Source organism: Oceaniovalibus sp. ACAM 378 (assembly GCF_008085915.1).
Taxonomy (GTDB): domain Bacteria; phylum Pseudomonadota; class Alphaproteobacteria; order Rhodobacterales; family Rhodobacteraceae; genus Oceaniglobus.
In genome coordinates, this window is record NZ_VSJK01000010.1 from 1 (window position 1) to 23,810 (window position 23,810).

At 61.1% G+C, this 23,810-nt stretch carries 22 protein-coding genes and 1 pseudogene; 6 read left to right on the top strand and 17 right to left on the bottom strand.

The window, feature by feature from the left end; genetic code table 11:
• Positions 1-493 precede the first annotated feature (493 nt).
• Positions 494-1,234 (bottom strand): SDR family oxidoreductase, encoded by a 741-nt coding sequence (locus tag FQ320_RS14260; protein WP_148473391.1) that lies wholly within the window; start codon positions 1,232-1,234, stop codon positions 494-496.
• A 225-nt stretch (positions 1,235-1,459) separates the two neighbouring features.
• Between FQ320_RS14260 and FQ320_RS14265 the strand changes: the two genes are divergently transcribed.
• Positions 1,460-1,651: a hypothetical protein gene (locus FQ320_RS14265; protein WP_148473393.1), complete on the top strand. Its 192-nt coding sequence runs from the start codon at positions 1,460-1,462 to the stop codon at positions 1,649-1,651.
• A 177-nt stretch (positions 1,652-1,828) separates the two neighbouring features.
• On the opposite strand, the gene FQ320_RS14270 is transcribed toward FQ320_RS14265, so the two are convergent.
• The 5 genes and pseudogenes from FQ320_RS14270 to FQ320_RS14290 form a co-directional block, all read right to left on the bottom strand.
• Positions 1,829-3,388 (bottom strand): ABC transporter substrate-binding protein, encoded by a 1,560-nt coding sequence (locus FQ320_RS14270; protein WP_148473395.1) that lies wholly within the window; start codon positions 3,386-3,388, stop codon positions 1,829-1,831.
• A 164-nt stretch (positions 3,389-3,552) separates the two neighbouring features.
• Positions 3,553-3,891 (bottom strand): annotated as a pseudogene (locus FQ320_RS14275) (aminotransferase class I/II-fold pyridoxal phosphate-dependent enzyme); the annotation flags it as partial.
• Positions 3,892-4,175: 284 nt separating this feature from the next.
• Positions 4,176-5,819, bottom strand: a complete 1,644-nt coding sequence (locus FQ320_RS14280) for an ABC transporter ATP-binding protein (RefSeq protein WP_148473399.1) — start codon at positions 5,817-5,819, stop codon at positions 4,176-4,178.
• Positions 5,820-5,822: 3 nt separating this feature from the next.
• Complete coding sequence (locus tag FQ320_RS14285; RefSeq protein WP_148473401.1) at positions 5,823-6,680, bottom strand: ABC transporter permease; 858 nt, start codon at positions 6,678-6,680, stop codon at positions 5,823-5,825.
• A gap of 4 nt (positions 6,681-6,684) precedes the next feature.
• Positions 6,685-7,641, bottom strand: coding sequence for an ABC transporter permease (locus FQ320_RS14290; RefSeq protein WP_148473403.1), 957 nt, complete (start codon positions 7,639-7,641; stop codon positions 6,685-6,687).
• A 167-nt stretch (positions 7,642-7,808) separates the two neighbouring features.
• Here FQ320_RS14290 and FQ320_RS14295 point away from each other — a divergent pair, with 167 nt between their 5' ends.
• Positions 7,809-8,498, top strand: coding sequence for a GntR family transcriptional regulator (locus tag FQ320_RS14295; protein WP_148473405.1), 690 nt, complete (start codon positions 7,809-7,811; stop codon positions 8,496-8,498).
• A gap of 80 nt (positions 8,499-8,578) precedes the next feature.
• On the opposite strand, the gene hutU is transcribed toward FQ320_RS14295, so the two are convergent.
• The 4 genes from hutU to hutI are packed head-to-tail and all read right to left on the bottom strand — an operon-like array spanning position 8,579 to position 13,786.
• Positions 8,579-10,246, bottom strand: a complete 1,668-nt coding sequence (hutU, locus tag FQ320_RS14300) for a urocanate hydratase (RefSeq protein WP_148473407.1) — start codon at positions 10,244-10,246, stop codon at positions 8,579-8,581.
• Complete coding sequence (hutG, locus tag FQ320_RS14305) at positions 10,243-11,043, bottom strand: N-formylglutamate deformylase (protein ID WP_148473409.1); 801 nt, start codon at positions 11,041-11,043, stop codon at positions 10,243-10,245. Before hutG ends, hutU begins: the two co-directional genes overlap by 4 nt.
• On the bottom strand, positions 11,040-12,578 hold the full coding sequence (hutH, locus tag FQ320_RS14310) for a histidine ammonia-lyase (RefSeq protein WP_148473411.1): 1,539 nt from the start codon (positions 12,576-12,578) through the stop codon (positions 11,040-11,042). Before hutH ends, hutG begins: the two co-directional genes overlap by 4 nt.
• Positions 12,575-13,786 (bottom strand): imidazolonepropionase, encoded by a 1,212-nt coding sequence (gene hutI / locus FQ320_RS14315; protein ID WP_148473413.1) that lies wholly within the window; start codon positions 13,784-13,786, stop codon positions 12,575-12,577. The genes hutH and hutI overlap by 4 nt, the downstream gene beginning before the upstream one ends.
• Before the next feature lie 55 nt (positions 13,787-13,841).
• Between hutI and FQ320_RS14320 the strand changes: the two genes are divergently transcribed.
• Positions 13,842-15,239: a formimidoylglutamate deiminase gene (locus FQ320_RS14320; RefSeq protein WP_148473414.1), complete on the top strand. Its 1,398-nt coding sequence runs from the start codon at positions 13,842-13,844 to the stop codon at positions 15,237-15,239.
• Here the strand turns inward: FQ320_RS14320 and FQ320_RS14325 are convergent.
• The 6 genes from FQ320_RS14325 to FQ320_RS14350 all read right to left on the bottom strand — a co-directional run bounded on the left by FQ320_RS14325 (position 15,236) and on the right by FQ320_RS14350 (position 20,074).
• Positions 15,236-15,787, bottom strand: a complete 552-nt coding sequence (locus FQ320_RS14325) for a HutD family protein (RefSeq protein WP_187393907.1) — start codon at positions 15,785-15,787, stop codon at positions 15,236-15,238. The two genes, FQ320_RS14320 and FQ320_RS14325, sit on opposite strands and share 4 nt — an antisense overlap.
• Before the next feature lie 209 nt (positions 15,788-15,996).
• On the bottom strand, positions 15,997-16,515 hold the full coding sequence (locus FQ320_RS14330; protein WP_148473418.1) for a DUF421 domain-containing protein: 519 nt from the start codon (positions 16,513-16,515) through the stop codon (positions 15,997-15,999).
• 170 nt (positions 16,516-16,685) lie between these two features.
• On the bottom strand, positions 16,686-17,636 hold the full coding sequence (locus FQ320_RS14335) for a YihY/virulence factor BrkB family protein (RefSeq protein WP_148473420.1): 951 nt from the start codon (positions 17,634-17,636) through the stop codon (positions 16,686-16,688).
• Between the two features lie 116 nt (positions 17,637-17,752).
• A complete protein-coding gene (locus FQ320_RS14340; RefSeq protein WP_148473422.1) occupies positions 17,753-19,045 on the bottom strand; it encodes a DUF3618 domain-containing protein in 1,293 nt (430 codons plus the stop codon).
• Entirely contained in the window at positions 19,038-19,427 is a 390-nt protein-coding gene (locus FQ320_RS14345; protein WP_148473424.1) for a phage holin family protein, read from the bottom strand. Before FQ320_RS14345 ends, FQ320_RS14340 begins: the two co-directional genes overlap by 8 nt.
• Positions 19,428-19,429: 2 nt before the next feature.
• The gene (locus FQ320_RS14350; RefSeq protein ID WP_187393908.1) at positions 19,430-20,074 is read right to left on the bottom strand and encodes a hypothetical protein; all 645 of its coding nucleotides are present in this window, start codon (positions 20,072-20,074) and stop codon (positions 19,430-19,432) included.
• A gap of 675 nt (positions 20,075-20,749) precedes the next feature.
• On the opposite strand from FQ320_RS14350, the gene FQ320_RS14355 reads away from it, so the two are divergent.
• Positions 20,750-21,199 (top strand): nucleoside deaminase, encoded by a 450-nt coding sequence (locus FQ320_RS14355; protein WP_148473427.1) that lies wholly within the window; start codon positions 20,750-20,752, stop codon positions 21,197-21,199.
• A 34-nt stretch (positions 21,200-21,233) separates the two neighbouring features.
• Here the strand turns inward: FQ320_RS14355 and FQ320_RS14360 are convergent, their stop codons facing one another.
• Entirely contained in the window at positions 21,234-21,902 is a 669-nt protein-coding gene (locus FQ320_RS14360; RefSeq protein ID WP_148473429.1) for a metal-dependent hydrolase, read from the bottom strand.
• Between the two features lie 123 nt (positions 21,903-22,025).
• Here FQ320_RS14360 and gatC point away from each other — a divergent pair, with 123 nt between their 5' ends.
• Together gatC and gatA are read left to right on the top strand one after the other, a co-directional pair.
• Entirely contained in the window at positions 22,026-22,313 is a 288-nt protein-coding gene (gene gatC / locus FQ320_RS14365; RefSeq protein WP_148473431.1) for an Asp-tRNA(Asn)/Glu-tRNA(Gln) amidotransferase subunit GatC, read from the top strand.
• Positions 22,310-23,794, top strand: coding sequence for an Asp-tRNA(Asn)/Glu-tRNA(Gln) amidotransferase subunit GatA (gene gatA / locus FQ320_RS14370; protein WP_148473433.1), 1,485 nt, complete (start codon positions 22,310-22,312; stop codon positions 23,792-23,794). Before gatC ends, gatA begins: the two co-directional genes overlap by 4 nt.
• The last annotated feature ends 16 nt before the right edge of the window (positions 23,795-23,810 follow it).

The following is a 23,810-nucleotide window of genomic DNA, read 5'->3' on the forward strand; positions in this document are numbered from 1 at the left end:
TCTGCAAACCTCCGCGTCTCCGCTTCCGTCCGCCCCGTCTGGTGCCCGCCACCGCATCTCTGCGCCGCCGGTAGAGGGGTTCTACGGTTAGTGGCACAGAGGCGCAAGCACATTCTTGAAGAAAATGTGTATTCGTTGAAAACAAAGGAAAACATGGCCTCATCCATGGGTTTGCGGCGTCTGAGTGACCTCGTTGGTCGCGGCAAAGCAGGCCTTAACGATTCGAAGTGCGTTCAAACTGGCCAGCGTTTGAACTTGCAGCAGCCGAAAGCCGACACAGCGATTCCCTGGATGGTGGACTTGCCCTGCAGGCCGCCCCCCCGTTCCCCGCCCTCTGTCCTACTATAGTATGCAGTAACTTTGCGGCTCGCAGGTGTTCAGAGCTGCGCTGCGTCGTTTCTTGTGAATCGACATCGCGCTTAAACTGCTCTCGGAACGTTCGGACCACACCGCGCTGGTGCAGCGGATCGGACACCCGTAGTCTGCAAAAATGTCATCCGCGTCCGATATAGGGCATGTCTCTTGCCATCACGGTCATGAACTGAACGTTGGCATCCAGTGGCAAGGTCACCATGTGATACACCGACGACGCCAAATGAGATACGTCCATCACCGCTTCGACCCGTGTCGACCCGTCCGCTTGAGACACGCCCGCTGTCTTGCGGCGGGACATGTCGGTCAGGGCATTGCCGATATCGATCTGACCGCAGGCGATGTTGAAAGCGCGCCCGTCAAGCGACAGGCAGCGGGTCAGGCCGGTGACCGCGTGTTTTGACATCGTATAGGGCACCGTTCCCGGGCGCGGGGCATGGGCCGAGATCGAGCCGTTGTTGATGATCCGCCCACCTTGCGGTTTCTGCCGGCGCATCAGTGCAAACGCCCCCCGCGCCATAAGGAACATGCCGGTGATGTTGATATCGCAGACCCGCTTCCATTCGGCGACCGGGATTTCATCGATGGGTGCCGAGACAGTATTGACGCCTGCGTTGTTGAACAGGGCGTCAAGTCTGCCCCATGTGTCCGACAGCCGTGCGAATGCCGCATCGACCGCCGCCTCGTCCGCAACATCACAGGGCAGGATCAACGCGTTCGTGGAACCCGCCGCAGTTTCTTCCAGCGGTTCGCTTCGACGTCCAACCAGTGCGACACGCCAGCCGTTTTCAAGAAAATGCTGCGCGGTGACGCGGCCGATGCCACTGCCTGCGCCGGTGATCAGGATCGTTTTTTCGGTCATCTCAATATTCCTTTTTCAATTTGGCGTGTTGCACGGGGGGACGCGGTCAGTGGTTGTCACGGGGCAATCGGTGCCGGATCTTTTGATAGACCTTCTTCCCGGGTAATTGCCGGTGCCTTGTTCGAAAAATGTCCGGCACAGGAGTTGAGCGCAGAGGCGCTTGGCATGAACCGCTGCATGACGATGCCGGGCTTGACGCTGTCGATCCGCTAGGGGGTGGCGGCGATGAGCGAAGTGGCGGGGCCGGAGCCTGCAAAGCTGATCCGCTGGGAATCGCAGGTAGAGATTCAGCAGATGGTCGCTGGCTGGCGTTTTGACTATGTTACTACCAAGGCCGAGGCGCTCGGGCTCAGGCGCGACGCGGAATTTGGCGACATCATCCCCAATCACATCGAGGACGACATGACCGCAGCATGAGTCTCGCCTTGCATATGACATTCCAAATGCCCTTCCGATGCGCCGAACGTCGGGACGAGGCGCTAGCGCGAATTTGCGTGGCAGCGATTGCGACAACAGCGCAAGCGCGGACGCCAATTCACGGAAACACCACGGCGTGATCCCGGCGGCGCGTCATGGCCGCCGGGCTGCTTTGGATTACGCGTTGAACCACCAACGTTCGGATGCGCGGGCCCCGTCCAGATCCCAGTCGCCCGCGACCTTTTCACCGGTCGAGATCTTGCTGGATTTGGCATCCAGATAATCGGCCCAGACCGGCGCGATCATGCCACCCTCATCGTGCAGGATCGCCTGACATTCCCAGTAAAGCTCCTTGCGCTTGTTGTCGTCTTTTTCGCCACGCGCTGCGACAAGCGCTGTGTTGAAGGCGTCGTTGTCCCATTGGGTAGCGTTCCAGCCACCGATGCCTTCGCGCGAATAGGGCAACGTGAGTATCAGATCGGTGTTCGCACGGCCCGACCAGCGCTCGGCAAAGAACTCGGTCTTGCCCCAGACGTTGGACCAGTAACCATCTTCCGGCTCGCGCACGACTTCCATTTTGATCCCGGCCTTGGCGGCATGCTGGCTGAACAGTTGCGCGCCATCGACGGCCCCGGCAAACGGCGTTTCCGATGCATGCAGTTTGAAGGTCGTGCCTTCCTGACCAGCCTTCTTCATCAGTGACCGCGCTTTGTCGGGGTCATAGCTGTGCTGTTCGAGATTGGGGTTATGGTCGGGATAGGCCTCGGAGATCGGTTGATCGTTGGCAACGGAGCCAAAACCGCCAAGGATCTTGTTGACAAAATCCTCGCGGTCGATCGCCAGCTTCATCGCCATCCGAACATCATTGTCGGTATAGGGGTCCATCGAGGTATTCATGCTGTAGCACAGGTGGACCTTGCCCTGAGTCTGAACCAGATCGACGCCCGGCATCGCTTTGAGCAGAACTGCCGTGGTCGGATCGACAAAGTTCATCGCGTGGACTTGGCCGGTTTGCAGCGCGGTGGTGCGGGCGTTTACATCGCGAATGGCCAGCAGTTCAATGGAATCGAAGTGGGCACGCCCCTCTTTCCAATAGTTCGGCGCACGTTTCACCAAGGACTTCACACCGGGTTCATAGGTTTCAAGGATATAGCCGCCAGTGCCGATGCCCTTGTCGAAATCCGGATCGTCAGCCGGAACGATCAACATGGTGGTGATCGTCATGATTGCCGGGAAAGTGGCGTTCGGGCCGGAAAGCGAAACGGTGACTTCGTTCGGCGCGGTTGCCTTGACGTCGGTGACCTGATCCATCAGCGACTTGGCTTCCGAAACAGACTGCTCGCCGCGGTGCAGGTTCAGCGAAAACACCACGTCATCGGCATCCATGGTCTTGCCGTTGTGGAACTCGATGCCTTCGCGCAGTTTGAAGACCCAAGCGGTCAGATCGTCATTCGCCTCCCAGCTGGTTGCAAGTTCGGGGATCAGAACGCCGCCGGGGCCGACCTCGATCAAGTTGTTCCTGATCTGCCACTGCAGGTTCAGCATGAACTTGCTTTCGTTGCGCTGTGGATCAAGTGTCTCGCCGCTGTCGAAATCGGCGATGGCAAGCCGGAAGTCGCCCCCCTTAACCGGTGCAGTCTGGGCGCGCAGGGGTTGTCCGCTGAGGCCGAGAAGCCCGGTCGCTCCAAGCGCGCTTGCGCCAAGAAGCAAGGATCGTCTGTTTGGCGAAATGGTCACGTGTCGTCTCCTTGTTGTCAGTATATGGTTGGCGGCAGGCCCGCTATGGTCCCCCTGCCCGAGCGTTCATTTGCAGTTGCCCGCGTTGGTTATTTCCCCGGCGCAACCGCGGCTAGAAATGCGTCATTCTCCGATGCGCTGCCCATGGTAACGCATGCCGAGTTTCAAAATGGCTCTTCCTGCCATGCCTTGATCAAAATGCCCCTTTTGCGCAGGTTTTCTGCAAAGTCTGATGTCTCTGTGCCCGTGCGAAGAATAAGAAACTGGCTTGGCGCGCAGGTATGCCCAATGGCGTTCAACGCATTCGCCACGCGATGACGTTCGGCGGTTGCAATTTCGACGAACTTGTCCCGATGCGCATCATCAGTCAACGCCTCCGTCGCCGCTTCCACTGCCGGCGCGTTCACACCGAATGGATTTCGGGTTTTCATCAGCGCAGTGATCAACAGATTGTCCGAAGCAATCCCATATCCAACGCGAATTCCCGCAAGCCCATAGGCCTTTGAACAGGTGCGGCCAGCGGAACGCGGGCCGTGTCATGTCGTACCCGTCGCGCAGCAAAGGAGTGGTCTGACCAGATTTGACCGTTTCACCGATTTTCACCGGAGGTTCGACCAGCCCGTGATGATCGGCGCTCAAAATTGCCTGACAGTCCCCCATAACCAGAAAGCGTGTCTGCTGCGGCGCGGCCCTTCCGAACCGAAAATGGCCCGAGCGTTCGCTGGAGGATTGCAAATCAAAATCACTGCTGACGGGGCCGTATCGCACACGCATCGTGTTCAAATCCTCAGGCAGGTGTGGCTGTCTCACGCCCGGCCAAGACAGTGTCGAGCCAGTCAGGGTCCATCTCGGGGACCGATGACAGTAAAAGTTCGGTGTATTCCTGATGTGGTGGGCTGAAGATTTCGTCCTTTGAACCCTGTTCGACGATCCGGCCGCCCTGCATCACGACAACCTCGTCTGCGATGGATCTTACCGTGGCAAGATCATGTGTGATGAACAAATAGGTCAGCCCCATTTCCCGTTGCAACCGGTCGAGCAGCCGCAGGATCCCTTCGGCGACAAGCTGATCCAGTGCCGATGTGATCTCATCGCAGATGATGAATTCCGGTTCTGCGGCCAGCGCCCGCGCGATGCAGACCCGTTGTTTCTGACCGCCCGACAATTCGGCCGGCAGCCGGTCGATGAACTCATCCGGGTCCAGTTCGATCAGGGTCAGCAATTCGCGGATCCGCGCCTCTTTCGCCCTCCCCTTGAGGCCAAGGAAAAACTCCAGCGGACGTCCGATCACTTCGCGGATGCGATGCCGTGGGTTAAGCGCGGTATCGGCCATCTGGTGAATCATTTGCACACGGCGTTGCAGGGTCGGGGCGCGCTGACGGCTGGTGGCTGGCAGATCGACCCCCTCGAACCGGACCACGCCTTTCGTCGGCGCCAGCAGCCCCATGATCACCCGCGCCGTCGTGGTTTTCCCCGAGCCACTTTCGCCGACAACGGCGACAGTGCGGCCGCGATGAACAGTCAGGTCAATATCGTCCAGAACCTTCTGCGGACCATAGAAGGCGCTGATGCCTTCAAGTTGTAACAGCGGCCGCTCGCCCTGCGGCACTTCGGGCATCGGGTCGCGGCGAAACGCACGCACGGCCCACAGGGATTTGGTGTAGTCCTGCTGCGGATCTGCCAGCATGGTGCGAGTGTCGGCCTCTTCGACCTCGTCACCCTTCAGCAGAACCTTGATCCGGTCGGCCATCTGCGCGACCACCGCAAGATCATGGGTGATATAGATTGCCGCCGTATGATGTTCGCGCACGACCCTGCGGATTGCCGACAGAACCTCGATCTGGGTCGTCACATCCAACGCGGTTGTCGGTTCGTCGAAAATGATCAGATCGGGACGACAGGCCATCGCCATCGCCGTCATCGCGCGCTGCAACTGGCCACCCGACACCTGATGCGGATAGCGAAAGCCGATCTGTTCGGGGTCGGGCAATTGCATCGCACGGTAAAGCTGCACGGCATCCTTTTTCGCCTGCGCCCGGGACATGATGCCGTGGCGTACCGGCGCCTCGCAATACTGGTTGATCAGACGAAAGGCTGGATTGAACGCTGCCGCCGCTGACTGTGCGACATAGGCGATGCGCGCGCCATGCAGCTTGCGCAACTGCTCGCGGCTGGCGCCGACAAGCTCCTGACCATCAAACCTGATCGAGCCTCCGCTGATCCGGCACCCGCCTTTGGTGTAGCCCATGGCGGCCAGTCCAAGCGTCGATTTTCCCGCGCCGCTCTCGCCGATCAGACCGATGATCTCGCCTCGTTTCAGCGTCAGATCGATGCCCTTGACGATCTGGTGCCACTGGCCGCCGGACCGGCCCTCGATTCTGAGGTCGCGGATGTCCAGAAGCAGATCGTCCTGCTGCGCTGTGTCGGTCATCGCCTATTCCTTCAAGCCGCTGGAGATATGCAGGACCCAATCGACGACAAGGTTGACCGCGACAGTGAGAAGCGCGATGGCCCCGGCCGGCAAAAGCGGAGCCAGCCCGAATGTCGCCGTCTGCCATGTTGAGAAATTGGCAAACGAGATCAGTTTGGCGCTCTCGCGCACCATCGATCCCCAGTCCGCCGTCGGCGGTTGCAGCCCCAGCCCAAGGAACGACAAAGCCGAGATGAACAGGAAGACAAAGCAGAACCGCAGGCCGAATTCGGCGATCAGGGGGGCCGCTGCATTGGGCAGAACCTCGCGGCGGATCAGCCAAGGCAGGCCTTCGCCGCGCATGCGCGCAACTTCGATATAATCCATCGTCAGGATGTCTTGCGCGACGGCCCGCGACAGGCGGTAAACCCGTGTACTGTCCAAAACCGCGATCACAAGGATCAGCGACAGAACCGATGTGCCGGTGATGGTCAGGATCATCAGTGCAAAGATCAGCGAAGGGATCGCCATCAGGATATCGACGATACGCGACGAGATCATATCAAACCAGCCACCCAGCGTCGCCGCCAGAAGGCCGGTTATTCCGCCCAGCAAAAACGCGAGGATCGTCGTGGCCAGCGCAATGCCGACAGTGTTCCGTGCGCCAAAGATCAGCCGCGACATGACATCCCGCCCCAACCCGTCCGTGCCAAGATAATGCGGCGCCGCCCATGCATGATACTGCGGGCCGACAACGGCGATTTCCGGAAACGGCGCGATCAGCGGCGCAAAAATTGCAAGGATCGAGAAGAACCCGATCAGCACGATGCCGATCCACGCGGATACAGGCGCCTCGCGCAACTGGCTGAGCCAATAATACATGCTTTTACCTTGGATGCAGGAGTTTTGGGTTCGCGATGATCGACAGAATATCGGCAGCCATGTTCAGCAGAATATAGGTCGCAGCAAAGATCAGGCAGGCGGCCTGCACCACGGTCACATCGCGGTTCGACACGGCATCGACCAACAATTGCCCCAGACCCGGATAGACGAACACCACCTCGACCAATACGACGCCAACGATCAGATAGGCCAGATTCAGCGCGACCACCGTGATGATCGGGGCCATGGCATTCGGAAGCGCATGCACCGCAATCACCCGCCAGCGCTTGATGCCCTTCAACTCGGCCATCTCGATATAGGGTGACGCCAGTAGATTGATGATCGCTGCCCGCGTCATCCGCATCATATGCGCCATGACGATCAGCGTCATCGTCAACGCGGGCAAAAATGTCCGATACAGCCGTTCCGGCAACGGCGCGCTGCCGTCCACGTCAGCGAGACTGGGGAACCAACCCAAGGTGACCGAAAAGATCAGGATCAGGATATAGGCGACGAAGAACTCGGGAAACGAGATTGCCACAAGCGTCGTGCCGGAAATCATCCGGTCAAACGCCGAGTTGCGGTAAAGCGCCGCGACCAACCCAAGCAAGATCGCCAGAGGCACCGCAATCGCGGCGGCGTAACCGGCCAGAAAGAAGGTGTTTCCCGCACGTGACTGAATCAGCTCAGCGATCGGTCGCTGGTTCGAGAGCGAAACGCCGAAATCGCCCTGCACCGCCCCTGCCAGCCATAATCCATAGCGGACATGGACCGGCTGATCCAGATTGAACTTGGAGCGAAACGCGGCAAGCGTCTCGGGCGTTGCGGATTGCCCCAGAGTCTCTGTCGCTATATCGCCCGGCAAAAGTTCAACAGCCGAGAAAATGACGACCGTCACGATCAGCAGCGTAAGAAGGCCCATCATGAGCCGCGAAAGGATGATCTTCAGGATCGGCTGCATCGGACTCGCTTTATTGTATGGATTTTTTCCATTATGTCTATATTTATAGATTGAGGCGGCAGATCTGCACAGGCTCGATTGGTTTGGCGTTTCTGGGTCGCTGTTTAGCATAACTGCGAAACGCCTCACGGCCATCACAGATCGCGAACAAGACAGGATGTGGCAGGATGACAGCGACATATCGCGACGTGAAAGCGGACATACTCGAAAAGATCACGCTGGGCATATGGCCTCCTGGAAGCACGATCCCGAAAGAGATCGAACTGGCCGAAATCTATGATTGCGCGCGGGCCACCGTGAACCGGGCCATGCGCGAACTTGCCGAAGACGGTATCGTTGAACGCAAACGCAAGGCCGGTACGAAGGTGCGTATGGCGCCTGTTCGCCAAGCGCGTTTTGAAATTCCGATAGTGCGCAAAGAGATCGAAGACAAGGGCACCGAATACCGCTATGCGCTGGTTCGCAAAGAACGGCAGCAGGCGCCCGACTGGTTGCGCGCACGGCTAAGGCTGAACGACGGCGGCGCGGTGTTGCATCTGATCTGCATGCATTATGCTGACGGAGCCCCTTATCAATATGAAGATCGCTGGATCAATCTGGACCTGCTGCCCAATGCGGCCGAGATCGACTTTGCCGATACTGGCCCGAACGAATGGCTGGTTGCAACCATTCCATTTTCGAACGCCGAGATCAGTCTTCTGGCCACTATGGCGGACGCTGAGCTTGCCGAACATCTGGGCTGTTCCAAGGGCGACGCGCTGTTTCAGGCAGAACGCTCGACCTGGTGGGACGGCAAGGCGATCACTTTTGTCCGGCTGACCTTTCGCAAGGGGCACCGGATGACCACGCGGTATTGAACCGGGTTCAACCGCGCCCTGCCCCATCATCCGGTCCTGACGCCGCCGCCCGGGCGAAAGGGCGGCGGAGCGGTTCATCCTTAAAGGATGCCCGGCAGATTCAGGCCGTTCTCGCGGGCGCAATCCTTGGCAAGATCATAGCCCGCATCGGCATGGCGCATGACGCCGGTTGCGGGGTCGTTCCACAACACGCGGGCGATGCGGCGATCGGCATCCTCGGTCCCGTCACAGCAGATCACCATGCCGGAGTGTTGGGAAAAGCCCATGCCGACACCGCCACCGTGATGCAGGCTGACCCATGTTGCACCCGATGCCGTATTCAATAGCGCGTTCAGCAGCGGCCAGTCTGACACGGCGTCCGATCCATCCTTCATCGCTTCGGTTTCGCGGTTGGGTGAAGCCACCGAGCCCGAGTCCAGATGGTCACGTCCGATCACGATGGGAGCCGACAGTTCGCCGGTGCGGACCATTTCGTTGAACGCCAGCCCCAGCTTGTGACGCACGCCCAGACCGACCCAGCAGATCCGCGCGGGCAGACCCTGAAACGCGATACGCTCGCGCGCCATGTCAAGCCAGTTGTGCAGGTGGCTGTCCTCGGACAGGATTTCCTTCACCTTGGCGTCTGTCTTATAGATATCCTCGGGATCGCCGGACAGGGCCACCCAGCGGAACGGACCGATGCCGCGACAGAACAGCGGGCGAATATAGGCCGGTACGAAACCGGGGAAGTCAAAGGCATTTTCCAGCCCTTCCTCCAGCGCCATCTGACGGATATTGTTGCCGTAATCGACGGTGGGGATGCCGCGACTGTGGAAATCGACCATCGCCTTGACCTGCACCTTCATGCTGGCACGAGCGGCCTTTTCCACCTCTTTGGGTGCGCTTTCACGTTTTTCGCGCCACTGCGCCATGGTCCAGCCCTGAGGCAGATATCCGTTGATCGGATCATGGGCGCTGGTCTGGTCGGTGACGATATCAGGGCGCACGCCCCGTTTGACCAGTTCGGGAAACACGTCGGCGGCATTGCCCAGAAGAGCTACGGATTTCGCCTCGCCCGCCTGGGTCCAGCGGTCGATCATCGCAAGCGCCTCGTCCAGCGTTTCGGCCTTTTCATCGACATAGCGGGTGCGCAGGCGGAAATCGATGCTGTCGGGGTTGCACTCGACCGCCAGACAGCAGGCCCCGGCCATGACCGCTGCCAATGGCTGCGCGCCTCCCATTCCGCCAAGGCCGCCGGTCAGGATCCACTTGCCTTTCAGGCTGCCCTCGTAATGCTGGCGACCGGCCTCGACAAAGGTCTCATAGGTGCCCTGCACGATGCCCTGAGAGCCGATATAGATCCACGAACCGGCAGTCATCTGGCCATACATCGCCAGACCCTTTTTATCCAACTCGTTGAAATGATCCCAGTTCGCCCAATGGGGCACGAGGTTGGAGTTCGCGATCAGCACGCGCGGCGCGTCTTTGTGCGTCTTGAAAACACCCACAGGTTTGCCCGATTGCACCAACAACGTTTCGTCGTCTTCAAGCTCTTTCAGGCTGGCGACGATCTGGTCAAAGTCTTTCCACGTCCGCGCCGCGCGACCGATGCCGCCATAGACCACCAGTTCATGGGGGTTTTCGGCCACATCCGGGTGCAGGTTGTTCATCAGCATCCGCATCGGCGCTTCGGTCAGCCAGCTTTTCGCGGTAATCTCGGTTCCGGTTGCAGGATAGACATCGCGGGAGTTCTTGCGGGGATCGCTCATGGTGTGCCTTTCAGGTTGGCCGCCAGCTCGGCCAGTGTGGTCAGGATTCTGGTCAGATGGGGGCGCAGCTTGCCCGCCTTCGTCTCGTCATAGGTCCACGGCGGGCTTTCGGCGGTCAGATAGGTCGATTGCGCCAGTTCCATCTGGATCGCGTGGATGCCGGTTTCCCGCTGGCCGTAATGCCGCGTCGTCCAGCCGCCCTTGAAACGTCCGTTGGTGATGCTGGAAAACGCCGCCGCATCGGCGCAGATCCGCTGTGTCGCGGCTTCGATACGGGGATCACAAGTTGCACCCGAATTGGTGCCGATGTTGAAATCAGGCAGCGTGCCCTCGAACAGGAACGGGATATTCCCGCGGATCGAATGGCAGTCATACAGGATCGCCACGCCATGCCGGTCGCGCACGCGCTGCAATTCGGCCTTTAGCGCGGTATGATAGGGGCTATGGAACGCCACGCGCCGCGCTTCGATTTCCGACTCGGTGGTGGGAGTGTCCCAGATGTCATGACCGTCAAAATCGGTGAGCGGCACCAGCCCTGTGGTGTTCTGACCGGGATAGAGGCTGTCACCCGACGGGTCGCGATTGGCGTCAATGACATAGCGGTGGAATGTGGCGCGCACGGTCGTGACACCGGGCAAAAGACCGCCATACAGCCGGTCGATATGCCAGTCGGTATCGTCCAGCCCGCGACCACGCGCATTCAACCGCGCCATGATTTCGTCGGGCACATGGGTGCCGGTGTGCGGCAGGCCCAGCACAACCGGACCATCGCCACGGATGACTTCGACCGGCATCATGCCGACAGTTCCGGCATCGCGACACCGGCGCTGGCGACAACCGATCCGTCGCGCACCAGCGTCGCCGCCTGCTCCAGATCGGGCGCAAGATAGCGGTCCTCGCCCAGCGTTGCGACCGACTTGCGCAGGACTGCAAGCACCCGCGCCAATGGCCCGCTGGTGGTCAGGGGGGCGCGGAACTCGATACCCTGAGCGGCGCACAACAGCTCGACCCCAAGTATGCGTTCAAGATTTGCGACCATCCGGCCCAAACGCACCGCGCCGTGGGCCGCCATGCTGACATGGTCTTCCTGATTGGCGCTGGTCGGGGTGCTGTCGGTGACGCAGGGGTTCGCCAGATGCTTGTTTTCGCTCATCAGGGCTGCGGTGGTGACTTCGGCGATCATATAGCCCGAGTTCAGCCCCGGATTTGGCGTCAGGAACGGCGGCAGATCGTGGCTCAGCACCGGATCGACGATAAGCGCGATGCGGCGCTGCGCAATCGCGCCGATTTCAGCCACAGCCAGCGCGATCATGTCGGCGGCGAAACCCACCGGTTCGGCGTGAAAGTTGCCACCCGAAACGATCAGGTCAGCGCCGACCAGCACCAATGGATTGTCTGTCGCGGCGTTCGCTTCGATCTCAAGCGTGCGGGCGGCCATGCGCAACACGTCCATCGCCGCGCCAGTGACCTGTGGCTGGCAGCGGATACAATACGGATCCTGCACGCGGGTATCACCCTCGCGGTGGCTTTCACGAATGACCGACCCCTCCAGCAGAGCGCGCATACACGCCGCAGCGTCGATCTGCCCCGCGTGGCCGCGCAGGGTGTGAATTTCGGGCTGCAGCGGCGCGGTCGAGCCCATGATCGCGTCGGTGGACAGTGCCGAAGTCACCAAGGCGCTGGTCATCGCGCGCCACGCACCGAACAGACCCGCCAGTGCGAAGGCGGTGCTGAACTGAGTCCCGTTGATCAGCGCCAACCCCTCCTTGGCCCCCAGCACGATGGGTGTCAGCCCAGCCCTTTTCAGCGCCTCGGCACCGGGCAGAGTCTCGCCTTTGTATTCGGCCTCGGCATGGCCCATCATCACGGCAGCCATATGTGCCAGCGGCGCAAGATCGCCAGATGCGCCGACCGAGCCTTGCACGGGGATCAACGGCGTCACGCCGCGGGCCAGCATGGCTTCGATCAGATCAACCAGTTCCAGCCGAACGCCCGAGGCACCGCGACCCAGACTCAGCAGTTTCAGCGCCATCATCAGCCGCGCATGGCCGCGCGGGATCGGATCGCCCACACCACAGCAATGGGACAGGATCAGGTTGCGCTGCAGCGTCGCCGTATCCTTGGATGCGATCTTGACGCTGGCCAGTTTGCCAAAACCGGTATTCACGCCATAGACCGCCGCACTGCCATTGGCTGCGGCTTCGATCCGTGACTGCGCCTCGATCATTGCAGGGTGGCAGGACGGGTCCAACCTGACGGCGGCCCCATCACGAAACACGCGCGCCAGATCGGCAAGGGTGACGGAGCCGGGGGTCAGGGTCAGTGTGGTCATTGCAACGCTCCGAAAATCCGCGTGTGAAGAGGGTTGAAACCGATACGATAGGCAAGCTCGGCGGGGTGTTTGACGTCCCAGACCGCCAGTTCGGCGCGCTGGCCTTTGGCGATTGTCCCGACATCGCTCAGGCCAAGCGCGCGGGCAGCGTTCATGGTGACGCCGCACAACGCCTCTTCCGGGGTCATGCGGAACAGGGTGCAGCCCATGTTCAACGTCAGCAGCAATGAATTTAGCGGCGACGAGCCGGGGTTGATGTCGGTCGCCAGCGCCATGGAAACGCCGTGCTTGCGAAACAGCGCAATCGGCGGCGCCTGAGTTTCGCGCAGGGTATAGAATGCACCCGGCAGGATGACGGCGACAGTTCCTGCATCGGCCATCGCCTTGACGCCATCCTCGTCCAGATATTCCAGATGATCGGCAGAAAGCGCGCCATAGCTAGCCGCAAGTTTCGCGCCCCCGAGATTGGACAGCTGCTCGGCATGGAGTTTGACCGGCAGGCCCAGCGCCTTGGCCACGTCGAACACCCGCGCGATCTGTACGGTCGAGAACGCGATGCCTTCGCAGAACCCGTCGACCGTATCGACCAATCCCTCGGCGTGGGCCGCGCGCAGGGCGGGGATGCAGATCTCATCGATATAGGCGTCGTCGCGGCCCTTGAATTCGGCGGGCGTGGCATGGGCGCCCAGAAAGGATGTGACCACACGGATCGGCCGGTTCGCCATCGCCGCGCGCGCCACACGCAGCATCCGCAATTCAGTATCGATATCCAGACCATAGCCCGACTTGATCTCGATTGAGGTCACGCCCTCCGCGATCAACACGTCCACCCGGCGCAACGCATCCGCCAGCAACACATCTTCTGACGCGGCGCGGGTGGCGGTGACTGTGGACACGATGCCACCCCCCGCGCGCGCGACCTCTTCATAGGAGGCTCCGTTCAACCGCATCTCGAATTCGACGGCGCGGTCGCCGCCGTGGACGATATGGGTGTGGCAGTCGATCAAACCGGGCGTCACCAACCGGCCACTCAGCGAGGTCGCCGCAATATCGCGATAGCTGTCGGGCAGTTCATCGCGCGGGCCAACCCAGGCGATCCGCCGATCTTCCAGCACGATCGCGGCATCTTCGATCATGCCGTAGGGTGCATCCGTTCCGAGAAGAGTCGCGGCGCGAAGATCCGTCAACACTTGCCTGCTATCGGCCATGATCCGTCCCTCACCTTGCAAGAATTTCCTTTCCTATTATCGAAGCGTGTTTTATATGTCTACACATAAACTCATTAAGCACGGGTTACAGTCTGTGATACACGCAAGTCATGCATTGCTGCCCTCGGGTTGGGCGCAAAATGTCCGGGTGACCATTCAGGACGGGATTATTGCCGGTATCGAACCGGGCGTGCCGCCTGTCGCCGGTGATACGCGCGTTGATACCCTGCTGCCCGCGCTTGGAAATCTGCACAGCCACACCTTCCAGCGCGCCATGGCGGGCATGACCGAATTTCGCAAAGCCGGGCGTGACAGTTTCTGGACGTGGCGCGACCTGATGTATCGCTTTATGGACCGACTGACCCCTGCGCAGGTCGAAGCGATCGCCGCGCTGGTTTTTGTCGAGATGCAGGAAGCCGGATATGCCTCGGTCGGCGAATTCCACTATGTCCATCATCAAACCGGCGGTGCGCGATATGACGATCTGGCCGAGCTTTCCCACCGCATCTTTGCCGCGGCATCACATACCGGCATCGGGCTGACCCACCTGCCGGTCCTATATACCTATGGCGGAGCGGATCAGACCGCTCTGACGGAGGGTCAGTTGCGTTTCGGTAACGATGTGGATGCGTTTCTGTCATTGGTGGACTCTGCGCGCGCGGGTCTGAACGCCCTGCCCTCTGACGCAAAGATCGGCATTGCACCGCACTCTCTGCGGGCGACGGCACCCGGTGATCTGCAAACCGTTCTGCGCGGCCATTCCGGCGGCCCGATCCACATCCATATCGCCGAACAGCCGAAAGAGGTGGACGATATCAGGGGCTGGCTTGGCCAGCGGCCCGTCGAGTGGTTGTTAAGCCACGCAGACGTCGACCGGAACTGGTGCCTGATCCACGCGACCCATATGACCGATGACGAAACGCGCGCTATGGCCGCGTCAGGTGCCGTTGCCGGATTGTGCCCGGTCACCGAGGCCAATCTGGGCGATGGCCCCTTCAACGGTCCGACCTATCTTGCTGCCGGTGGTGCCTTTGGCGTCGGCTCGGATTCAAACGTCAACATCTCGCTGACCGAGGAACTGCGCACGTTGGAATATTCGCAACGTCTGCGCGATCTGGCGCGCAACGTGATGGTCGTGGGCGAGGGATCGGTGGGCCATACCCTTTATACTGGCGCGGCACAGGGCAGCGCGCAGGCGCTTGGCCGAAATGCGGGCGAGATCGCGGCAGGCCGTCTGGCCGATCTGGTCGCCATAGACAGCACCGATCCTACGCTCTGCGCCCTGTCGCGGGATCAAATCCTTGACGGGCTGATATTTGCCGCCAAGGACAGTGTCATAACCGATCTGTGGTCTGCCGGACGCCATTCCGTCAAAGCCGGACGCCATATCGCGCGCGACGGAATCGTGGCGAATTATCGCAGGGCCATCGCCGATTTGCTCGCCTCAATCTAGGCCCGGATGCGCAGGCCGACAGAAAGGACGATATCACCCGGGTCCAGCGTCAACCGGACCGGCGTGCCGGTGACAATTGCGGTGTCGCCTGCCTCCAGCCGATCTGCGCCACCCAGTTTCGCCTTGCCCGCAATACAGTGATGAACAAAGGTCTGGCCGCCTGCGTCAGCGCTGGTCTCGGCAGGTCCATGGACGACGCAGACATCCGCTTCGCAACGCACAGTGTCATACATCAGGTTGAAGTCGCGCAGCGGACCTTCGGTCAGTTCGGCATCAATCGCCGTGACACCGTCAAAGACAACAGGCTTGGCATAGTCGCCGCGCAAATCTCTGTCGGGTCCGTGCAGGATCAAACCGCCGCCCCGAATAACCGTCAGCACCCGCGTCAAGCCGGGAAAGCTGGAAAACGGGCCATCGACAGCCACATCCGCCATGCTGAGCCGCCACAGCAGGGATCCCTCGAGCATTTCAAAGGCGATGTCTCGGGTGATGCCCCTGCCATTCTTCCACCGCGTTTCCACAAGGCCGGAATGTCTGATGATGCGCATATGAACCCTATCGAACCGCGCCGGAATTTCCCGAAGCTGATGCTCCTTGGTTATCCGGCCATGCACGATCTTTCCAGAGCGGCCCGAGTGGAGTGAAGCCTGCTCCGCAGCTTTCGCTAACCTGACCGAGGGTGAATGGTCTGGAGCCACCTTCCGCGCATCGTCGAGTGGAAGCATGGCAGGGATATGTTTCAGGCGCGTCTGTGTCGTCAGTGGATGCGTCGCACACCGTCCAGCAGTCGCTCTTGCAACTTGCCACCGTGGAGGACCGAGATATCGCCCGTGGCCTCCAGAACCACTGCGCGCACTTCTGAGAGGTCGAGCACATTCGCCTCGCGCAGCTTGGCTATCAGGTCATCCTCTTCCACCCGGGTCGCTTGCATTGCCGCATCAAGGATTTTTCCATCACGCATCAACAGGACCGGGGAGTTCTGGATGACCGCCTCGAACCGGTCGGACGACCGTCGCAGCCGCGAGACTGCGTATTGAACCCCCAGCAGGCTTGCCATTCCCATGGTTGACTGAAGGAAACCGGTCCACGACGTGGACTGGCTCGCTCCCGCCAAAAGCGAACCGATGGCGACCGTCACGACAAAATCGAAGGCTGTCATCTTTGAAAACGACCGCAGGCCAACGATCCGCACGACGATGACAATCCAGAAAACCGCGACTGACGACAAAGCCAGCGCCCTTATGATCGTATCCAGCGGTTCGGATGAAATGAACATCTCCGGGTGATCTCCCTAAGCTATGATCGGTTTCCATAGGGCGTTGGATCTGTCGGACCTTGGGAGGGCCCCCTTCAGATCTGCCCGATGCATAGGCCCGGCCCGTCTGTGGGCGAATAAAACGCGATACCGGCCCGATGGGCGCAAGGCACCGCGCAACGGATCGGCGATCAGGCATCACCGCCGGTCTTCCCGAGGTGGTCCGCCTTCTTGGCTCCGCGTTGCCCCATCTTCTCATCGGGGCCGGTTGTTGTGTCGTGGGTGGTTTGCGCTTCGATCTCGGCGTTCAGCTCGGCCCCGAGCAGAACGATATAGGCCGACAGCCAAAGCCACATCAGCAGGACGATGACCCCGGCCATGCTTCCGAAGGTTTCGTTATAGCTGCCGAAGTTTCCCACATAGACGGACAAGGCCAGCGATCCGATCAACCAGAGCACGCAGGCCAGCAACGCCCCGGGGGTCAGCCATCGCCAATCTGCACCCTCGCGGGCCGGCCCCCAGCGATAGAGCGCCGCCAGACCGCCAAGGGTCAACACCCCAAGGATGACCCAGCGACCAAGTCCCAGCGTGGTCGCCAGCCAGCCCGGCAGATCAATGAAAGACAGCACAGCAGGCACCGCCAGCGCGCCGCCCAGACCCGCCACCAGCCCAACAATCAGCAGAAGCGTCAGCCCGAGTTTGATCAGGGTTACCTTGATGAACCCGCGATCTTCCACTTCGTCGTAGGCGATGTTCAGCCCCTCCATCAGGCTGCCCATGCCCTTGGACGCGGAATAAAGTGCCAGTCCGACCCCGAGGACAACGGCCAGCCCAAGCCCTGCATCCTGCGATCCGGTGACTGCCACAGCCTGGGTCAGAATGATGTCAGCGGCCTGTTCGGGGATCAGCGTGGCGAGAGACTGGATCTGCTGCGTCACCTCGGCAGGTTCCAATACAAGGCCAGCCAGCGCCATAAGTGCAGTAATCGCGGGAAACATGGCCAGCAGGCAATAAAACGCAACGCCCGCAGCGATCAGTCCGACGTGATCCTTGCCGATCTGGTCCTTGACGCGCAGCAGAATATCCTTCCAGCCAGATGCCGGGATCTCGGTCGGGGTCTCAGCGGCGCGTCCACGTGACATGTAAAGGGCTCCGTCTGATTGAGTGTACGACTTACTCTATTGCATGCGGTTTACTCGATTGCATGCGGCCCACCTCGGGTTTCCGGGGCGGGCCGCACGACAGGGATCGGCATGGGTCAGGCGTTGGGTTTGCCCAGATCCTGCTTTTCGGCCTCGGTTTTCGCCGCATCGGCGATCCGCTGTCCCGCCTGCTTGGCCCGCTCTGCCACCGCCTCTGCAGCAGTATCGGCCGGCGCATCGCGGTCGGCGTCAGCCTTGGCCTTGGCGGCCTTGTCCTTCACCTCGTCGCGGGCTTCGCTCATCACCTGTTTCGCTTCGTCCATGGCAGCATGGGCAACTTCGGTGACCTTGGCGCGCTCTTCCGCAAAGATCCGCTCGGCTTCTTCGATCAGCTCGTCACTCTGTTCGCCGAAATACCGGTCTTCGGTGCGGGTGCGGGGCAGCGCCGCACCGATGGCGGCACCCACCGCGATGGCCAATGCCCCGGCGATCAGTGGCTGCTCTTCGAACAGATCCACCGCCCGCTCACGACCCTGACGCGTATAACGTGCGGCAGCGTCGCGTGCTTCCATTGCGCGGTGACGGGCGGCAATCACCCGTTCGCGCGCCTCTTCGCTCAGGGCTTCGGTGCCTTCCGACAGGCGTGCACGCAGGGCAGCGGCACGATCCGCGGCATGTTCAGTCGCCTCGGCCACCCGGTCACGGGCACCGCGTACTCCTGACGCCACCGCATCACCGGCGTGATGCACACCGTCCTTGGCACGCGCGGCGGCGTCCGAAACCGCATGCACCGCACCCGACGCCTTGTCCGACACCGTATTGGCGACACCAGACGCCGTATCCGATACCGATCCGGCAACCGAGGAAACGCGGTTTCCGGCAGTGTCACCGGTTGCGCGTGCCTTGTCACCAAAGGTCCGGTGATCATGACGATCATGGGTATCGTCGTGATCGCGCGCCCAGGCCGGTGTGACGCCCGGCCCTGCAATGCCGCGCGCCCGACCGGGGCGGGAGTCGTATTGCCTTGGGTCCGTCTCTGTGTCGTCGTACGAGGTGTCGCCGTACGAGCCATAAGGCCTGTAGTCATAGTCACGATAACCGGCATTGCTGGAAACGCGACGGTTCGCAACGTATCCACGGTCGTGAACCCGTTTGTCGCTGGGCCGGTTGCCAAAGATCATCCACGCCAAACCAACACCGGTCAGCGCAAGTGCCATGGGATTTTCCCTGACCGAGCGCGAGACGGAAGCGCCGATATCGCCACCGTGTTCGCGAAACTGATCGCTGATCTGACGCACAACGCCGTCGATCGAAAACCGGTCCTGCAGGTCTTCCAGCGTAGAGCTCAGACCGGCGCGCTCGCGCTCGATCTCACGTTCGATTTCCTCGGGAGAGCGGTTGTCAGTCATTGTAAGCCTCCTTTACGGCATTGGCGTCACGCTTTACATTTTTGGCGGTGCGGGTCGGCGCAAGCGAGCTGAGTTTCAGATCGCTGGTGCCCTTTTTAAGCATTGCGTAACCGATGACGGCAAAGATCACGCCGACGATCAGCGCCGACCAGCCGCCGGGAATGCCGGCGTTGGTCAGGGCCACAACCAATGCGGCTGACAGGACGTTCAGCGCCGTCAGAAACACGACGATTGCGCCCACGATCAGCCCCAGTGCCACTGCGGCACTGTTGAGGTTCTCATTGATCTCCGCGCGGGCCAGATCGACCTCGCTGCGCACAAGACTGCTTACATGGGTCAAGGCATCGCTTAGAAGGCTGCCGGTGGATTTCTCAGTGGTCATTTTCAGGCTCCCGTCTTGTTGCTGGGGCGGTTTGCGGTGCTGCCGGGGGTCATTCCCGTGTCACGCTGCGGGTCTGTCGCACGAAACGCGGCCGAGGACGGCGCGGCCGATGGTGTTGCCGTCACACCCGATGGTGCCGGACGTGCCGGGGAGGTCGCAGGCGATCCCGTGCTTCCTGCATAGCGAGAGGAGTCATCATCCTGCCGAGCCGAGGAATGGTCGGTCCGCGTGCTGGCCTTGGCGAAACGGGTTGCGGCAAAGCCCAGAAGGGCGGCGCCACCAAGGAACACCAGCGGATTGCGGCGGGCGAAGGAATTCAAATCGCCCATCATTTCGCCGAGATCCTTGTCACGCATGGCGTCGGATGCGTCTGCCAGTCCGTCGGCCAATTGGCTGAAGGTGCGTTCCTGTGGCGATCCACTGCGCAACTCGTCAGCGGCCGTCCGCAGGGCAGAGGCGACGCCCTGAACCTCGTCGGCTGCGCTGTCCTGCGCCTGATGCGCGGCGCGAGATGCTTCGCCGGACACCTTGCCGATCACGTCTTGCGCGCTCGACTTGAGGGTCTCGGCGACGTCTGTTGCGGCATCTTTGGTATCGGCGATCGCTTCATTCGCCGTCGATCCTGAAGAAGTTCTGGGAGAGGTCATGTCATCGGTCCTTTCGGTCATGCGACGAGGTTGAGAATGGCGACTACGATTACGACAAGGCCGATAATATAGATGATGCCGTTCATTGAATTCGTCCCTTCAAGATGGTTGAGGCCCTGTTCGTATGGTTCTAACTGCCGATGTCGCGGGAGGTTCCGAGATTTCTTCGCCGCGAATAGTTCCGTATTCTGCGATTGTTTTTCAGGGGACTGGCAGGCCTGCGGCGGCCGCGCGCCGCTCTGGGCAGCAGCGCCGCGAGATTGTCATGGCCGACGGTGCGCGATTGTTTTCAGGCGGAATTGGGATGGTGCCAGCCGCCTGGCTGGTCTTTCAGTTTCGGGCGAGCACGCGGCAATATCCGCGCCGTTCTGTACGCCACTGGAGCGATCCAGACCTGAATGATCGCGCCCCTTTGGGTCGCACGACCCGATGAGATATTCGGCAGAGATGGTGCACCTTGCAAGACCGCCGGAAAAGGTGGAGTTGTTTACCCGCAACGCTTTCCGAATCGAGCGATCACATCGATTTATCCGCATCGACTCGTGACACATCGGCGCGACACCTTCGGAACCTGCGCAATCGCAAACCCCTACGCTTGATGAATCTTTAACAGCTTCCGCCAGAGGCAGCGTTATCCCGCTTGGCCGCAGCGCACCGATCCGGCATTGTCGCGCGATGACTTTCCGCTCGCATATGACAATCGCCTTGGACGAGGCGCGCGCCGCCGCGGCCCGGGGTGAAGTGCCGGTGGGCGCAGTGATCATCGCACCCGATGGCCGTATCCTGTCCCGGGCGGGCAACCGCACGCGGGAATCGCACGACCCCACCGCGCACGCAGAGATCCTTGCGATCCGCGCCGCCTGTGCCATTGTCGGGTCCGAACGGCTGACTGGCTGCGATCTCTATGTCACGCTCGAACCCTGCCCGGCCTGCGCGGCGACGATCTCGGCGGCGCGAATCGCACGGCTGTACTACGGTGCCGCCGACCCGAAATCCGGCGGCGTCGCCCAAGGGCCGCGAATCTTTTCCCACCCCCAAGCGCATCATTCGCCCGAGGTCTATGACGGTATCGCCGCCGCTGACTGCGCCGCCCTGCTGCGCGAATTTTTCGCGGCGCGGCGTTAGGCGGCGGCGTCCGCCTCTCCAACGAGAGCGGAAATCACACGCTCACCGTCTCCATCACCTCGGGGGTCAGCACAGCCACCCCGGGCAATCCGGCGGCAAGGGCGTCGGCGGATTGCTCCAGCAACGGGAACGTCCGGTAATGTCCGGGGATCACTGTCTTGAAATCAAAGTACCGCTTTGCCGCCCAGGCCGCTCGCGCCATATCCATCGTATAATGGCCCCCGGCGCAGAGGATGCCGATCTCGGGGCGGTGCAGCTCGCCCATCCACTCCATATCGGCCATGATGTCCGTGTCGCCGCTGAAATACAGTGTCCGCCCGCCATGTTCGATCATGAACCCCGACTCTGAACCGGCATTCGATCCGTCCGGCGCAGTCGACGAATGCACCGCATTCACCATCGTCACCGCAACATTGCCAAGCCGGATCGTTCCGCCCTTGTTGAACCCGGTCGTGGTGCAGCCCTGACCGTCAAGCCATGCCATCAGCTCGACCATGCCCGCCACCGGCAGTCCCAACGTGGCGGCATCGCCCGCGTGATCTCCATGCCCGTGGGTCAGCAGAACATGGGTTGCGCCGGCCACAGCTTCGTCACGCCGTCCTTCGGGAAACACCGGGTTGCCGGTAAACCACGGGTCGATCAGCAGCACTTGATCGCCTACCGCGATGCGGAAACTGCCGTGCCCCAGCCATGTGATGTCCATCCGATACACTCCATTCATTTCTGACGATTATGTGGCACCTCACCCCGCCTCGACAAGGGCACGCGCCATTGAAACCGGACGCGCACCCGGCTAAACGCGAGCAAAGCGAAACGGAGCCGCCCCATGTCCATCGATACCGAGACCGCCGCAAAGGTGGCGAAACTTGCAAGGATCAAAGTCGATCCGGCCGACCTGCCCGCGCTGGCGGGCGAGTTCAACACCATCCTCGGGTTCATCGACCAATTGAACGAGGTGGATGTGACCGGAATCGAACCCATGGTCAGCGTAACGCCGATGCGTCTGAAACGGCGCACCGACACGGTGACCGACGGTGACCGGCAAAAGGCGGTTCTGGCCAATGCGCCCGATGCCCGCGAAGGTTTCTTTGCTGTCCCGAAGGTGGTCGAATGAGCACTCTGAACACGCTGACCATCGCCGCCGCCCGCAAGGGATTGCGCGCCGGTGACTTTACCGCAACCGAACTGACCGACGCCTGCTTGTCTGCCATCGACGGTGCGGGAACGCTGAACGCATTCGTACACCACACCGCCGAAAGCGCTCGGGTCCAGGCGGGTGCTGCCGACAAGCGTCTGCAAGACAGCGCGGAGGCCCCCGCAGTGTGCGGCATCCCTCTTGGGATCAAGGATCTGTTCTGCACCAAGGGCGTTCCCTCCCAGGCCGGAAGCGCGATTCTGAACGGGTTTCGCCCGGAATATGAATCCACCGTCACGCAAAACCTTTTCGACGCCGGCGCGGTGATGCTGGGCAAGCTGAACATGGACGAATTCGCCATGGGAAGCTCGAACGAAACCAGCGTCTATGGCAATGTCATTAATCCCTGGAAGGCCGCCGATGGCACCGATCTGACACCGGGCGGAAGCTCGGGCGGGTCCGCTGCCGCTGTTGCCGCCGATCTGTGTCTGGCGGCCACCGGCACCGACACCGGCGGGTCGATCCGGCAGCCCGCTGCCTTTACCGGCATCACCGGCCTGAAACCGACCTATGGGCGGTGTTCGCGCTGGGGCATTGTCGCCTTTGCCAGCTCGCTCGATCAGGCCGGGCCGATGACGCGCGATGTCCGCGACGCTGCAATCATGCTGGGCGCGATGTGCGGTCACGACCCCAAGGACAGCACCAGCGTCGACCTGCCCGTTCCCGATTTCGAGGCAGCCCTGACCGGCGACATTCGCGGCAAGACCATCGGCATACCCCGTGAATATCGCATGGATGGCATGCCCGAAGAGATTGAAAAACTTTGGTCAGATGGCACTGCGATGCTGAAGGATGCCGGCGCAAAGATCGCCGATATCACCCTGCCGCACACGAAATACGCCCTCCCCGCCTATTACGTCATCGCCCCCGCCGAGGCGTCGTCGAACCTTGCCCGCTATGACGGCGTGCGATTCGGCCATCGCGCCAAACTGGCCCCCGGCGACGGCATCACCGAGATGTATGAAAAGACCCGCGCCGAAGGTTTTGGCCCCGAGGTTCAGCGCCGGGTGATGGTCGGCACATATGTGTTGTCAGCCGGGTTTTACGACGCCTATTACAACCGCGCCCGCAAGGTGCGCGCACTGATCAAACGAGATTTCGACACTGTGTTCGCCGATGGCATCGATGCGATCCTCACGCCCGCCACGCCCTCGGCGGCGTTTCCATTGGGTATCAAACACGACGATCCGGTGCAGATGTACCTGAACGACGTTTTCACCGTTCCCGTGAACCTTGCCGGACTTCCCGGCGTTGCGGTTCCGACCGGGCTCGACCATCAGGGGATGCCTTTGGGGTTGCAGCTGATCGGGCGTCCCTGGGAAGAGGGCGACCTGCTGAACGTTGCGTTCTCACTGGAACGTGCGGCAGGTTTTGTGGCCAAACCGGCAAAATGGTGGTAACGGAAACTGCCTTTCA

Excerpts from the sequence above, each read along its gene's own strand:
- FQ320_RS14260 (WP_148473391.1), bottom strand. The coding sequence starts at position 1,234 with ATGACCGAAAAAACGATCCTGATCACCGGCGCAGGCAGTGGCATCGGC.
- FQ320_RS14265 (WP_148473393.1), top strand. The coding sequence starts at position 1,460 with ATGAGCGAAGTGGCGGGGCCGGAGCCTGCAAAGCTGATCCGCTGGGAA.
- FQ320_RS14280 (WP_148473399.1), bottom strand. The coding sequence starts at position 5,819 with ATGACCGACACAGCGCAGCAGGACGATCTGCTTCTGGACATCCGCGAC.
- FQ320_RS14285 (WP_148473401.1), bottom strand. The coding sequence starts at position 6,680 with ATGTATTATTGGCTCAGCCAGTTGCGCGAGGCGCCTGTATCCGCGTGG.
- FQ320_RS14290 (WP_148473403.1), bottom strand. The coding sequence starts at position 7,641 with ATGCAGCCGATCCTGAAGATCATCCTTTCGCGGCTCATGATGGGCCTT.
- FQ320_RS14295 (WP_148473405.1), top strand. The coding sequence starts at position 7,809 with ATGACAGCGACATATCGCGACGTGAAAGCGGACATACTCGAAAAGATC.
- hutU (WP_148473407.1), bottom strand. The coding sequence starts at position 10,246 with ATGAGCGATCCCCGCAAGAACTCCCGCGATGTCTATCCTGCAACCGGA.
- hutG (WP_148473409.1), bottom strand. The coding sequence starts at position 11,043 with ATGATGCCGGTCGAAGTCATCCGTGGCGATGGTCCGGTTGTGCTGGGC.
- hutH (WP_148473411.1), bottom strand. The coding sequence starts at position 12,578 with ATGACCACACTGACCCTGACCCCCGGCTCCGTCACCCTTGCCGATCTG.
- hutI (WP_148473413.1), bottom strand. The coding sequence starts at position 13,786 with ATGGCCGATAGCAGGCAAGTGTTGACGGATCTTCGCGCCGCGACTCTT.
- FQ320_RS14320 (WP_148473414.1), top strand. The coding sequence starts at position 13,842 with ATGTCTACACATAAACTCATTAAGCACGGGTTACAGTCTGTGATACAC.
- FQ320_RS14325 (WP_187393907.1), bottom strand. The coding sequence starts at position 15,787 with ATGCGCATCATCAGACATTCCGGCCTTGTGGAAACGCGGTGGAAGAAT.
- FQ320_RS14330 (WP_148473418.1), bottom strand. The coding sequence starts at position 16,515 with ATGTTCATTTCATCCGAACCGCTGGATACGATCATAAGGGCGCTGGCT.
- FQ320_RS14335 (WP_148473420.1), bottom strand. The coding sequence starts at position 17,636 with ATGTCACGTGGACGCGCCGCTGAGACCCCGACCGAGATCCCGGCATCT.
- FQ320_RS14340 (WP_148473422.1), bottom strand. The coding sequence starts at position 19,045 with ATGACTGACAACCGCTCTCCCGAGGAAATCGAACGTGAGATCGAGCGC.
- FQ320_RS14345 (WP_148473424.1), bottom strand. The coding sequence starts at position 19,427 with ATGACCACTGAGAAATCCACCGGCAGCCTTCTAAGCGATGCCTTGACC.
- FQ320_RS14350 (WP_187393908.1), bottom strand. The coding sequence starts at position 20,074 with ATGACCTCTCCCAGAACTTCTTCAGGATCGACGGCGAATGAAGCGATC.
- FQ320_RS14355 (WP_148473427.1), top strand. The coding sequence starts at position 20,750 with ATGACTTTCCGCTCGCATATGACAATCGCCTTGGACGAGGCGCGCGCC.
- FQ320_RS14360 (WP_148473429.1), bottom strand. The coding sequence starts at position 21,902 with ATGGACATCACATGGCTGGGGCACGGCAGTTTCCGCATCGCGGTAGGC.
- gatC (WP_148473431.1), top strand. The coding sequence starts at position 22,026 with ATGTCCATCGATACCGAGACCGCCGCAAAGGTGGCGAAACTTGCAAGG.
- gatA (WP_148473433.1), top strand. The coding sequence starts at position 22,310 with ATGAGCACTCTGAACACGCTGACCATCGCCGCCGCCCGCAAGGGATTG.